General features: G+C 39.6%; 10 protein-coding genes, 1 tRNA gene and 1 pseudogene. 7 read left to right on the top strand and 5 right to left on the bottom strand.

The features are described from left to right. Positions 1 to 324 precede the first annotated feature (324 nt). Complete coding sequence (locus tag ES677_RS14415; RefSeq protein WP_148370988.1) at positions 325 to 942, top strand: DUF3575 domain-containing protein; 618 nt, start codon at positions 325 to 327, stop codon at positions 940 to 942. A 183-nt stretch (positions 943 to 1,125) separates the two neighbouring features. On the opposite strand, the gene ES677_RS14410 is transcribed toward ES677_RS14415, so the two are convergent. The 4 genes from ES677_RS14410 to ES677_RS14395 form a co-directional block, all read right to left on the bottom strand. Further along, positions 1,126 to 2,304 (bottom strand): acyl-CoA dehydrogenase family protein, encoded by a 1,179-nt coding sequence (locus ES677_RS14410; protein WP_148381614.1) that lies wholly within the window; start codon positions 2,302 to 2,304, stop codon positions 1,126 to 1,128. Between the two features lie 59 nt (positions 2,305 to 2,363). Beyond that, on the bottom strand, positions 2,364 to 3,077 hold the full coding sequence (locus ES677_RS14405) for a tRNA1(Val) (adenine(37)-N6)-methyltransferase (RefSeq protein ID WP_148370990.1): 714 nt from the start codon (positions 3,075 to 3,077) through the stop codon (positions 2,364 to 2,366). A 36-nt stretch (positions 3,078 to 3,113) separates the two neighbouring features. Then, positions 3,114 to 3,644 (bottom strand): ribosome maturation factor RimM, encoded by a 531-nt coding sequence (gene rimM / locus ES677_RS14400; RefSeq protein ID WP_148370991.1) that lies wholly within the window; start codon positions 3,642 to 3,644, stop codon positions 3,114 to 3,116. Between the two features lie 132 nt (positions 3,645 to 3,776). Beyond that, positions 3,777 to 4,274: a 30S ribosomal protein S16 gene (locus tag ES677_RS14395; protein WP_148370992.1), complete on the bottom strand. Its 498-nt coding sequence runs from the start codon at positions 4,272 to 4,274 to the stop codon at positions 3,777 to 3,779. Between the two features lie 145 nt (positions 4,275 to 4,419). Between ES677_RS14395 and ES677_RS14390 the strand changes: the two genes are divergently transcribed. From ES677_RS14390 to ES677_RS14365, 6 genes are all read left to right on the top strand, one after another. Beyond that, positions 4,420 to 5,472, top strand: coding sequence for a DUF6252 family protein (locus ES677_RS14390; RefSeq protein WP_148381613.1), 1,053 nt, complete (start codon positions 4,420 to 4,422; stop codon positions 5,470 to 5,472). 196 nt (positions 5,473 to 5,668) lie between these two features. After that, on the top strand, positions 5,669 to 6,118 hold the full coding sequence (locus ES677_RS14385; RefSeq protein ID WP_148381612.1) for a ferritin-like domain-containing protein: 450 nt from the start codon (positions 5,669 to 5,671) through the stop codon (positions 6,116 to 6,118). 147 nt (positions 6,119 to 6,265) lie between these two features. Next, positions 6,266 to 10,651: a DNA polymerase III subunit alpha gene (gene dnaE / locus ES677_RS14380; RefSeq protein ID WP_148381611.1), complete on the top strand. Its 4,386-nt coding sequence runs from the start codon at positions 6,266 to 6,268 to the stop codon at positions 10,649 to 10,651. A gap of 130 nt (positions 10,652 to 10,781) precedes the next feature. After that, positions 10,782 to 11,099, top strand: a complete 318-nt coding sequence (gene trxA, locus ES677_RS14375; RefSeq protein ID WP_148370996.1) for a thioredoxin — start codon at positions 10,782 to 10,784, stop codon at positions 11,097 to 11,099. A gap of 190 nt (positions 11,100 to 11,289) precedes the next feature. Then, positions 11,290 to 12,219, top strand: a complete 930-nt coding sequence (locus tag ES677_RS14370) for a DUF58 domain-containing protein (protein ID WP_148381610.1) — start codon at positions 11,290 to 11,292, stop codon at positions 12,217 to 12,219. A gap of 80 nt (positions 12,220 to 12,299) precedes the next feature. Then, positions 12,300 to 12,373 (top strand) — tRNA-Asp (locus ES677_RS14365). 283 nt (positions 12,374 to 12,656) lie between these two features. Here ES677_RS14365 and ES677_RS15755 read toward each other — a convergent pair. Next, positions 12,657 to 12,750 (bottom strand): annotated as a pseudogene (locus ES677_RS15755) (transposase); the annotation flags it as partial.

Below are 12,750 nucleotides of genomic sequence, written 5' to 3'. Positions count from 1 at the left end.
CAAACAGCCTAAAATTTTACGGTGCCTTCATTTCAAATTTTACGATAGATCCTCGATAGGCCGGGGTCAGCATTTGAATATAATTAGATGGTTTTCTTTACTTTTTAGAATTGTTTTGATTGTGGTTTAAATAGTGCTTATCTCAATTTATTTACCCCAATGCTAAAGGGCGGACATTGATTTAAAACCGTAAACGAAGGTCCCCTTTAGGGGGTTTAGGGGTGAAAATAGAGGGCGATTCGCAGATTACCTTGCGTGATGCGCTCGTGAGTGGTTATCTTCGCTAATGGCAAGGCAGGTTATTTTATATACAATTTAGAAAATATGATTAAGAGATATCATTTTATTTTTATTACGGCGTTAAGCCTTTTTTATGCTATTAGTTTGAGTGCACAAACAGAGGTAAAATTTAATATGGCTACTGGGGCCTTATTAATCCCTAATTTTGGGGTTGAATTTGCTATTAGCGAACACTCTAGCGTTCAGCTGGATGTTCTAGCGTCTTTTTGGGACAGCTTTAATGGAGAACCCCTACAAATTATTCAAGTATTTCCTGAATTTCGCTATTATCTGAAACCCCATCGAGAAGGTCTTTTTGTGGGTGGACACGTGGGGTTTGGAATGTTCACTATGCAAAAACCAGGTTTTTTAGTGGTGTATGATAAGTATCAAGATCCTAGCACTTACGGTACTCCAAAGAAAAGAGCTTTCGAATCTGGACGCGTCACCTTTTACGGACTGACACTAGGCTATAAAAAACGATTTAATCCCCGCTGGGGCATTGAGTTTTTCGTTGGTGGTGGCTTATCGCAATCTAATTATAAAGGATATAATGGCTTAGAACGGGTAGATATAGAGGCCAATAATTATCGTGATTTTAATGGTAGTGGCGAGGTGTTGTTGTATCGTGGAGGCGTAATGCTGATTTATGCGTTGAAGTAGGTTTTAGTAGTGGTATTTGATGGGCGTTATGGGGGGGGGCGCATTTCTCGAAAAATCCGCACGGGTTGGCGTGTGCTTTATAAAATAGGACACAAAAAATGCTTCTCTGTTTGGAGAAGCATTTTTTGTATTGTCAGACGGCGATCAGACCGTAATTACACTGAAGGAGCGGATTTTTAAGTCTTATTTAAAAGCGTTTAGTCCTGTAACATCCATTCCTGTAATTAGTAAGTGAATGTCGTGCGTCCCTTCGTAAGTGATAACACTCTCTAAATTCATAGCGTGTCTCATAATGCTATAGTCACCAGAAATACCCATTCCACCAAGCATTTGTCGTGCTTCGCGTGCGACATTAATAGCCATATCTACGTTGTTACGTTTTGCCATAGAGATTTGCGCTGAGGTTGCCGTACCGTTATTACGCATTACTCCTAATCGCCACGCTAATAATTGCGCTTTGGTGATTTCGGTAATCATTTCCGCTAGCTTTTTTTGTTGTAATTGGAATTGTCCAATAGGTTTGCCAAATTGCATGCGTTCTTTACTGTAACGCAATGCCGTATCGTAGCAATCCATTGCTGCACCAATAACACCCCAAGCAATTCCGAAACGTGCTGAATCTAAGCAACCTAATGGTGCGCCTAATCCAGATTTGTTTGGTAATAGATTTTCTTTAGGGACTTTTACGTCAGCGAAAATAAGTTCGCCAGTCGCACTTGCACGCAGCGACCATTTGTTATGTGTTTCAGGCGTTGTAAAGCCCTCCATGCCACGCTCGACGATTAAACCGTGTATGCGTCCTTTTTCATCTTTAGCCCAAACCACGGCAACGTCACAAAACGGGGCATTCGAAATCCACATTTTTGCACCGTTTAAAAGATAGTGGTCTCCCATATCTTTAAAGTTCGTTGTCATGCCACCAGGATTACTTCCGTGGTCAGGCTCGGTTAAACCGAAACTACCCATCCATTCGCCACTGGCTAATTTTGGTAAGTATTTTTTACGTTGTTCTTCGTTTCCGTACTTATAAATGGGGTACATTACTAAAGACGATTGTACAGAAGCGGTACTCCGCACTCCAGAATCGCCACGCTCAATTTCTTGCATAATTAAACCGTAAGAAATTTGATCTAATCCAGCACCACCATATTCTTCTGGGATATAAGGGCCAAAAGCACCAATATCTGCCAAACCTTTAATAATCTGCTTAGGGAATTCTGCGCGTTGTGCATAGTCTTCAATAATAGGAGACACATCGCGTTTCACCCATTCTCTAGCAGTATCGCGTATTAATTTATGTTCGTCTGTAAGGAGCTCATCTAAGTTATAATAATCGGGAGCTTCAAATAAATCTGGCTTCATAATTTTGTTTTAGTTGAATAACAAAAGTAACGAAATGCTTTTCTGTTTACAATTTTAATCTACATTTTAAGATAAAAATCTTTGGTTAGATTTATATAATCTGCTGTGTAATTGTGTCTTGCCGTTTCAATAGTCAGTGCTTCCTCAATAATCGGCGTTTTTTGGAATGAAAAGGCGATTAGACTGCGCACGGTTTCTGAAGTGTTATTACCTTTTACGCGTAAGATGCGGTTGGCAAAAAGCTGTTCTGCGGCAGCGAGCGCAATACAGTCGGTTTCGTTTTTAAACGGAATAATGACCACGAATTTCCCGGTTTCGGACAAGAGTTTACCAACACTTTTAGTAAGGTGATGAAACGGCATAGCTTCACTAAATCGCGCCAAATCGCGTTGGGCATTATTGGTTTTATAATCCTCCGAATAGAAGGGGGGATTGGAGACAATTACATCGTAAGTATCGTCTATTTCCTCGGCAAACTCTTGTAGTGCCGCGTGGTAACAAAATAGGCGATCGCCCCAAGGGGAGCTCTCGAAATTATCGACACATTGCTCGTAAGCCTTCTCGTCTATTTCTAAAGCATCGATAACTTCGGCAGCACAGCGTTGCGCTAGCATTAAAGCCACCACGCCAGTGCCCGCACCAATATCTAAAATCGAATACGGATGGTGTTCTACAGTGGCCCAAGCCCCTAAAAGCACCCCGTCGGTGCCAATTTTCATAGCACATTGGTCTTGGTGGACTTTAAATTCTTTAAACTGAAACGGTTTGCTCATAAGCAAAGGAGGGTGTTGTGACGTATGTCGTGGTATTTATTCTTCTAAAAACAAATCGATTAAGCCTTCTGGTGTATCAACGATAATGGTTTTGTTAGGCTTATCTACTTTCTCAATAAAGGCATCATTCATCGGGATGAGTATTTCTATGCCCTCGCGGTCGATTTCAAAAAGCGATTGCCCTGTACTGTCGTTAACTCCTGTAATGGTACCTACGTGGCCGAAATTAGTATCTTCGACAGTGAACCCTATAATTTCGTGGAAGTAAAACTTATCGTCTGCCAATTCCGGTAAAAAGTCTAGTGGTAGGTACAGATCGCTTTTCATTAAGCTATCGGCATCCGCTTCGGTATCGACTTCTTCAAATTTAATACGCAGCAATTCCGATTTATGTAATTGGGAACTCTCAATAAAAAAAGGCACTAAATTACCCCTTAAATCAACGAATATCGAATCTAAATTTTCGTAAAGTTCTGGTTGGTCTGTATCTAACTTGGCAAGTAACTCGCCTTTAAAACTGTATTTTTTTACAATTTTCCCTAAGAAAAAGCAATCTTTTTTATTCATTATCGTGGTGTTATTAGCCTAGTCACTACTAGTGCAAAAATCTCTCTTTTAAAGCGAAAAACAAAAGTATTTAGCAAAAAAAAACTCCGATAGATGACTATCGGAGTTTTTAAAAGTATAAAAATTAAATTTTTATTCCTCTTCGTTTGTTGCTTCAGTAGATTCTACTGCTTCTTCGACTGCTGGAGTTGCTGCTGCAATTCTAGCTTCGTTAGCTGCCTTTTCTGCTTCAAACGCTTTTGTTTTAGCATCACTCTGAGCCGTTGCTAAACCTTCTTTTTTAGCATTCACTTTACCTCCTTTATCTTCTAACCAAGCGTTGAATTTAGATTCTGCTTGCTCTTCAGTTAAAGCGCCTTTACGTACACCACCTGCTAGGTGATTTTTTAATAAAGCCCCTTTGTAAGACAGTATTGCTTTTGCTGTGTCTGTTGGTTGAGCACCATTTTGTAACCATTTTACTGCACCATCAAGATCGATATCGATCGTTGCTGGATTAGTATTTGGATTGTAAAAACCTAGTTTTTCTAAGTATTTACCATCTCTTTTAGCGCGAGAATCCGCTGCTACGATCCAGAAATAAGGTTTCCCTTTCTTTCCGTGTCTTTGTAATCTTATTTTTACTGACATAAAAAATTAATTTATGAGGTTCGCGACCTCTATTATTAATAAGATGGCAAAGATACTATTAATATTTATATTTTAACTTTTTATAGTAAAACTATTGGTTTACTGATTTTTATTCTATTTTTGAGACGAATAAAATTAAATTATTATGAAAAAATTAGTTGTTTTAGTTCTATCAATGGTCACTTTGCTAAGCTGTGGAGATGATCTGGAGTTTAAAACACCATCGTTTGAGGCTAAAAAAGATGGTAATTTGTTTGAAGCTGTTACCTATAAAGCGAATATAGTAGAGAATGGCCAGTTAACTATAACGGGCTCTGATAATTACGAAACGGTAACGCTTGCAGTAAACGGTGCGCTACCAGGTGATTACGATGTTCAGACTTCTAGTGCTTCAGCAACACTTTTAGATATTAACGGTATGCTGTGGTCTACAGAGAACACACCAGACCCAGACGTGCACGTGTATCCTGCTAGTGGTATTATTACCATTAAAGAAGTAAACGTAGTAGAGGGGTATGTTTCTGGTGCCTTTTATTTTAATGCTTATAACAGTTCAGGAATGACTTCGGTAACTATGAACGAAGGCTTTTTCCATAAGGTGCCTTTAGTAGGAGGTGTAGTGGGCGACCCAGACATGCCGGCCATAACCTGCCAAACAGCAACAGCAGCAGCTCAGGTTACCGCTCAAAATTTAGCGGTTTCAGATCCGGCAGCCGATGGTTACACTGCGCTTTGTAATAACCATAAACTCGCTTTAATTACAAAACAAAACGCGTGTGGCGATCTTTCAGGAGACATTCAAGCAGAAATTGATGCTTTAGATTGTACGGCCGTAGCGACTCCTGTTAGTGGAGCGATTACCGTAACTGTGGGAACCTTGCCAAAAACGTTCGATGAGAACATGACCGTTGATGTCAACGGAAATACAGTATCGGTAAGCGCTGAAGATGCCGGTTCTAGCGATTGGATTTCTTTTGATGTAGAACAAGGACAAACAGGTGCTAATATTATTTCTAATTTTACAATTCACTTAATTAGTTCAGATTACTACCCCGCAAATAATGCAGCAGGAATATTTACTTCTGAAATTACGGCGAATAGTACAACCGATATAAACGGTACGTTCTCTGGCCCAGTAGAATCGGATGCTGGTGGTGATGTCAGTTTAACCTCTGGCGTTATAGATATCGCGTTCTAAATAAAAACACCTTATAATTGATATAAAGCTGCAAACGTAATGTTTGCAGCTTTTTTTTGTTAAATCTTATTAAAGTCCTCATAAACAGTGTTAAATCATTTGATAAACGGTGCGATTCGTGCTATATTAGTAGTGGCGATGTTAAACAGTACGCATCCTACTAAAGAAAGTATTGAAATTTAAAAACCCACCGAATATGAAGTATACAGAAGAAATTTCGAACAAGTTGAATGAACTTTTAGTCAAAAATTATGATGCCGAAAAAGGGTATGAAAATGCGGCTGAGAATGTAGATAGTGACCGCCTTAAAATGTTCTTTAAAAGACGCGCGACCGAGCGTGGTGAATTCGCAAAAGAAATTAAAAATGAAATCCTGCAATATGGTGAAGAACCAAAGGACTCAGGAAGTTTTAAAGGAACGATGCACAGGAATTGGATGAGTTTAAAATCGACGTTCTCGGGTAATAATGAGGACGCGGTTTTAGAGGAAGCTATTAAAGGTGAGAAAGCAAGTCTGGAAGAATACGATGAGTTGGTAACAGCAAAAAATTTACCACCAACCATTGATGCGATGATCTTAAAACACAGAAATGCCATACAAGCGGCTATTAATACAGAAAAATTAAATGAGAATACTGTTTCTTAATATAGAGTAAGCAGTCCTATCGCATAAAAATCCAACCGTATTCCGGTTGGATTTTTTTGTTTATAAAACATTCCGTTTTTATAGCGTTATACTATTCTTTATTCTTATTTTTAACCTCCCTATTTTCTCACACTTTTAAACATAATTATGTACTTAATTTTCGATACGGAAACCACAGGATTACCGAAACGATGGAATGCTCCAATAACCGATGTAGATAACTGGCCAAGGTGTATACAGATCGCTTGGCAGCTGCATGACGATATGGGGCGCTGTATTGAAAGTCAGGATTATCTAATTAAACCAGACGGCTTTAATATTCCTTACGATGCCGAGAAAATTCACGGTATTTCTACCGAGTTAGCACAAGAGCAAGGGATTGAATTGTCTGAGGTATTAGCCCTTTTTAATAGCGCATTAGGTAAAACTAAGTTTGTGGTGGGGCAAAACGTAACCTTCGATTTAAATATTATGGGGGCGGAATTTGTGCGTGAAAACGTTGCCAATGCCTTGCAAGAGATTCCTGTGTTAGATACGTGTACCGAGCACACCGCGCGTTTATGTGAGATCGCTGGTGGACGTTATGGTAAATTTAAATTACCAACCTTAACCGAGTTGCACCAGTATTTATTCGGCACACCTTTTTCTGAGGCCCATAACGCAACGGCCGATGTGGAAGCAACCACGCGGTGTTTCTTTGAGTTAATCCGTAGGCAAGAATTTACTATCGAGCAACTCGACGTACTGCCAGATTATTTTGAACGTTTCTCGGAAGACAATCCGCAGACGATTCCACTCATCGGATTAAAGCATATTAACCTAAAGCGTGAAAGCGCAAAAATAGCCGAGCGTTTACGACAAAAAGAGTCGACTGGCATATCTGCTGAAGAAATAAAGGAGAATATACAAGATTTAAAGGAAGTCGATTTTGTACATCTGCATAACCACTCTCAGTTTTCAGTATTACAGTCCACAATGAGTGTCGGCGATATCGTTTCGGAAGCCGCAGCGCAAAATATGCCTGCCGTAGCCTTAACCGATCACGCGAATATGATGGGGGCTTTTCACTTTATCAATGCGGTAAATAAGCATAACAGTTCGGCAAAAGCGCAAATAGAAGAAGCCAACGCAAAAGGCGAAACTTCGCACGTAAAAGAGATTAAACCCATTATAGGGTGTGAGTTTTTTGTGTGTGAAGACCATTTAGATAAAACGCGAAAAGACAACGGATACCAAGTTGTTTTAATCGCCAAAAATAAAAACGGGTATCATAATTTGGCCAAACTATCGTCGCAAGCCTTTGTTAACGGTTTTTATTATGTACCACGAATCGATAAAAAGTTAATAGAAGCGTATAAAGAAGATTTGCTGGTACTCACAGGAAACCTATATGGGGAAGTGCCAAGCAAGGTTTTAAATGTTGGAGAACACCAAGCGGAAGAAGCCTTGCTATGGTGGAAAGAGCAATTTGGAGACGACTTATATGTCGAGCTTATGCGCCACGGTCAGGAAGATGAAGATCGCGTAAACCCTACCCTTATAAAATTCGCTAATACCCATAATATTAAATTGGTAGCCACTAATAACACCTATTATGGCAAGCAGGGCGATGCCAATGCGCACGATATTTTATTGTGTGTAAAAGAGGGGGAAAAGCAAGCCACGCCAATTGGTCGCGGTCGCGGGTACCGTTTCGGTATGCCGAATCAAGAGTATTACTTTAAGTCGGCACAGGAGATGAAAAATCTCTTTAAAGACCTCCCCGATGCGATTAGTACGACAGAAGAGATAGTTAATAAAGTGGAACCCTATCAATTAGCACGGGACGTGTTATTGCCAGCCTTTACTATCCCGGAGCAATTTATGCACGTGGACGATAAAACCGATGGAGGCAAACGTGGAGAGAATGCTTTTTTAAGGCATTTAACCTATGGAGGGGCGACAAAAAGATATGGCGAAGAACTCTCGGAAGCGGTTATCGAGCGATTGGATTTTGAGTTGAGCGTTATTGAAAATACGGGCTACCCCGGGTATTTCTTAATTGTAGAAGATTTTATTCGTGAAGCCCGAAATATGGATGTGTCGGTAGGGCCGGGTCGTGGATCGGCAGCCGGATCGGTAGTGGCCTATTGTTTGTGGATTACCAACATCGACCCAATGAAGTACAATCTACTTTTTGAGCGTTTTCTTAATCCCGATCGTGTGAGTATGCCCGATATCGATATCGATTTTGATGACGAAGGCCGAAGTCGCGTTATGGATTACGTTATCGACAAATATGGAAGTAGCCAGGTAGCACAGATTATAACTTACGGTACGATGGCGGCAAAATCGGCTATTCGCGATACCGCCAGAGTTTTAGATTTACCACTATTTGATGCTGATAGGATTGCGAAATTGATTCCTAATATGTCGAAACTGAATAAAATTTTCGGTTTAAGTGACAAGGAATTGGGCGCAAAGTTTAGAGCAGAAGATTTAGAAAAAGTAAACGAGCTAGTCAACCTTGCCGATGGAAACGACCTGCAAGCGGAAACCATTAACTTAGCGCGACGGCTTGAAGGATCGGTGAGGAATACTGGTATTCACGCCTGTGGGGTAATTATTACACCCGACGATATTACCAAATTCGTTCCCGTAGCACTCGCTAAAGATTCGGATTTATACGTTACCCAATTTGATAACTCGGTCGTAGAAGATGCGGGGTTATTAAAAATGGACTTCTTGGGGTTAAAAACCTTAACCCTGATTAAAGATACCGTTAAAATTGTAAAAGCAAAACACGATATATTACTAGATCCGGATAGTTTTCCGCTAGACGATATTAAAACCTACGAGCTGTTCCAGCGGGGGGAAACGGTGGGGGTTTTTCAATACGAATCGCCAGGAATGCAAAAGCACTTAAAAGATTTAAAACCGACGGTTTTTGACGATTTAATTGCGATGAATGCCTTATACCGTCCAGGGCCAATGGAATATATTCCAAGTTTCGTTCGTCGTAAACATGGGGATGAAGACATTGAGTACGATTTACCAGCGATGGAAGAGTACTTAAAGGAAACCTATGGTATTACGGTATACCAAGAGCAGGTGATGTTACTCTCGCAAAAGCTAGCCGATTTCACCAAAGGTGAAGCCGATGTCTTGCGTAAAGCGATGGGTAAAAAGCAAATTGCCGTATTAGATAAAATGAAACCTAAGTTTATCGATCAAGCCAGTGCTAAAGGGCACGATGCTAAAAAGCTTGAGAAGATTTGGAAAGACTGGGAGGCCTTTGCGAGTTATGCTTTTAATAAATCGCACTCAACATGTTATGCGTGGATAGCCTATCAAACCGCTTATTTAAAAGCACATTATCCTGCCGAATACATGGCGGCCGTATTATCTAATAATATGAACGACATTAAGCAGGTGACCTTCTTTATGGAAGAGTGTAAGCGCATGAAACTAGACGTGCTGGGTCCTGATGTCAATGAGTCGTATTATAAATTTTCAGTAAATAAAGATTATGCCGTTCGTTTTGGAATGGGAGCCGTTAAGGGCGTGGGTCACGGCGCTGTTATGACGATTGTTAATAATAGAAAAGAGGGCGATTATAAGTCTATTTTCGATTTAACGAAGCGTATCGATTTGCGGGCAGCCAATAAAAAAGCATTCGAAAATTTGGCTTTAGCTGGGGGGTTTGATTGTTTCTCAGACACCCACAGGGCGCAATATTTTCATAAGGAAGGTAGTGAGTTAACCTTTCTAGAAAAAGCAATTCGCTATGGCGCCAAGCATCAAGAAAACGAAAATTCATCGCAAGTCAGTTTATTTGGTGGGGCCAGCGATGTGCAAATTGAAGAACCAGAAGTGCCGCCATGCGACACCTGGGGTACAATGGAAAAACTAGCCCAAGAGCGCGAAGTCGTTGGGGTTTATATTTCTGGGCATCCGTTAGACGATTTTAGAACCGAAATGAAGAGCTTCTGCTCGGGAACCATCTCATATTTTAGAGATTTAGCGCCGCACGTTAACAAGGATATTACGTTTGGTGGCGTTGTAACCGATGTGCAACACCGCGTGAGTAAGCAAGGAAAAGGCTGGGCGTTGTTTACTATCGAAGATTATACCGATTCTTACGAGTTTCGAATTTTTGGAGAAGAGTATTTAAAACACCGTCATTTTTTAATGATTAATAGCTTCGTGCACGTTAAAGTCTTTGTAAGAGAAGGTTGGGTAAATCGCGATACGGGTAAAAAAAGTGATCCACGATTGCAATTCAATAGTTTTCAGTTGTTGCACGATGTTATGGATAAATATGTGCGTAAATTGTCTATTCAATTAAATATTAGAGAATTAGAAGCCCCTAAAATTCAGAAGTTAAAAGGTTTAATTGCTATGCATCCCGGAAGTCATTTATTAGATTTTGTAGTGTACGATAATAAAGAACAGATTAAATTAGAAATGACTAGCCGAAGACAAAAAGTTAAGGTGTCTCAAGAATTGTTAGACGCCCTCGAAGAGCAGCAAGTATTTTATAAGTTAAATTAAAATACCACAACGATAGTACAAACCAATAAAGCTATAAAAAAAACAAATTGTCAGGTTATAAGTTTTGGCATTTTTTTTGATTAATATTGCATATTAACACGAAGTAAAACACATTAAAACACACAATATTATGGCATTAGAAATCACAGATGCAAATTTCGAAGAAACCGTTTTAAAAAGCGACAAACCAGTAGTGGTAGACTTTTGGGCCGCTTGGTGTGGACCATGTAGAATGGTTGGACCAATTATAGACGAGGTAAGTAAAGATTACGACGGTAAAGCAGTTGTAGGAAAACTTGATGTTGACGCGAACCAAGAATTCGCAGCAAAATATGGTGTACGTAACATACCAACCGTACTTATTTTTCAAAACGGAGAGGTTGTTGGTAGACAAGTAGGTGTAGCGCCTAAAGACGCTTATACAGACGCTATCGACGCGCTTTTATAGTATATATTTATAAAGAATATGGAAAAGGTTTGCTGTTATGGCAAACCTTTTCTAGTTTAGGGTATTATTTAGTGGGGCGATTTTTGTTTTACTATAAGGTAAAACAAAACCAGGCCCTCACAACTCGCTTCCCGAGAAAAAATGGGGAGCGCTCAAACAAATTGCTCCATCCTTAACGCAAAAGCAACAGATGAATTTAATAGACGAATTACATAACGCTGGAGGATTTAAAAACCTAGAGCATCTAGCCAAACAAGTCGTTGAAGGATTTGTATCGGGGATGCATAAAAGTCCGTTTCACGGTTTTTCTGCAGAGTTTGCCGAACACAAAATTTATAATCAAGGCGAGAGTACCCGTCACATTGATTGGAAGCTTTACGCCAAATCTGATAAGCTGTATACCAAAAGCTACGACGACGAGACCAATCTGCGTTGTCATATTATTTTAGATAATAGTAGCTCTATGCACTATCCAGAGCTCAACACGTTTAGCATTACGCAGTTAAATAAAATAGCCTTTTCTGCTTTAGCGTCGGCCGCACTAATGCATATTTTAAAAAAGCAACGCGATGCTATAGGTTTAAGTATTTATAGCGATGCATACGATTTTTATGCTAGTGAAAAGGGTAGCGAGCGCCATCACCAAATGTTATTGGCTCAGTTAAGCAATACAGTACTTTCTAAGCCTGCTAACAAGACAACAGAAACCTACAAGTATCTGCATCAAATTGCCGAAAAGATCCATAGGCGCTCTCTAATATTCGTTTTCACAGATATGTTTCAAACCGCTACCGATCACGATAAATTATTCGAAGCCTTAAGACATTTAAAGCATAATAAGCACGAAGTAGTCTTATTTCATGTTTTCGATAAGCAAAAAGAGTATCATTTTGATTTCGATAATGCACCAAAACGGTTTATTGACGTGGAAACAGGAGCGCATATTAATCTATATTCGGAAGTTGTAAAAGAAAATTACGAAAAAATGGTAAAAACATATTTTGACGAATTACGGGTAAAATGTGGTCAAAATAAAATCAAATATGTTGAGGCTGATGTGAATAGCGGTTTCGATGGTGTTTTAACAAGCTATATGTTGGAGCGTCAAAAATTCATGTAATGAAAATAAATAAAAAAAAGTTTGAAAAAGGTTTGCGTAATCGAGAATGTAGACTATCTTTGCACTCGCAATAAGGCAACGGTCTGGTAGTTCAGTTGGTTAGAATGTCGCCCTGTCACGGCGAAGGTCGCGGGTTCGAGTCCCGTCCAGACCGCTAAAATTGCTAAAGCTTCAAAGAAATTTGAAGCTTTTTTTGGCGAAAAATTTTAGTTGTGTTGTTTTGACGGATGTAGTAGTCCGTCAATGTGGTAGAAGCTATTTTATAGCTCAAACCGATGAGAAGCTTTCCTTTTTTCTTTTAGAAAATTGGGATGCTTTTTTGTTTTAGGGCGGTTTGTTAGTTAAGAATGTTCGTGAGCTCACGAGGATCATTCCTAAATGTTGTGTGTGAATTGAAATAAAACGGATCAAGGAATATTTTTGGGGAGTGACATAAATTAGGCATATAATTTAGTAAGTCTAAACAAGAAAAACTTAACATCTCTTACGCCTCTAAACATCGACCTGAACTCTTTGATTTTTGCATTAAAA

It is taken from the genome of Bizionia gelidisalsuginis, from assembly GCF_008086185.1.
Lineage (GTDB): Bacteria > Bacteroidota > Bacteroidia > Flavobacteriales > Flavobacteriaceae > Bizionia > Bizionia saleffrena.
The sequence above is the reverse complement of the archived record's forward strand: the minus strand, read 5'-3'. Positions and strand labels throughout refer to the sequence as shown.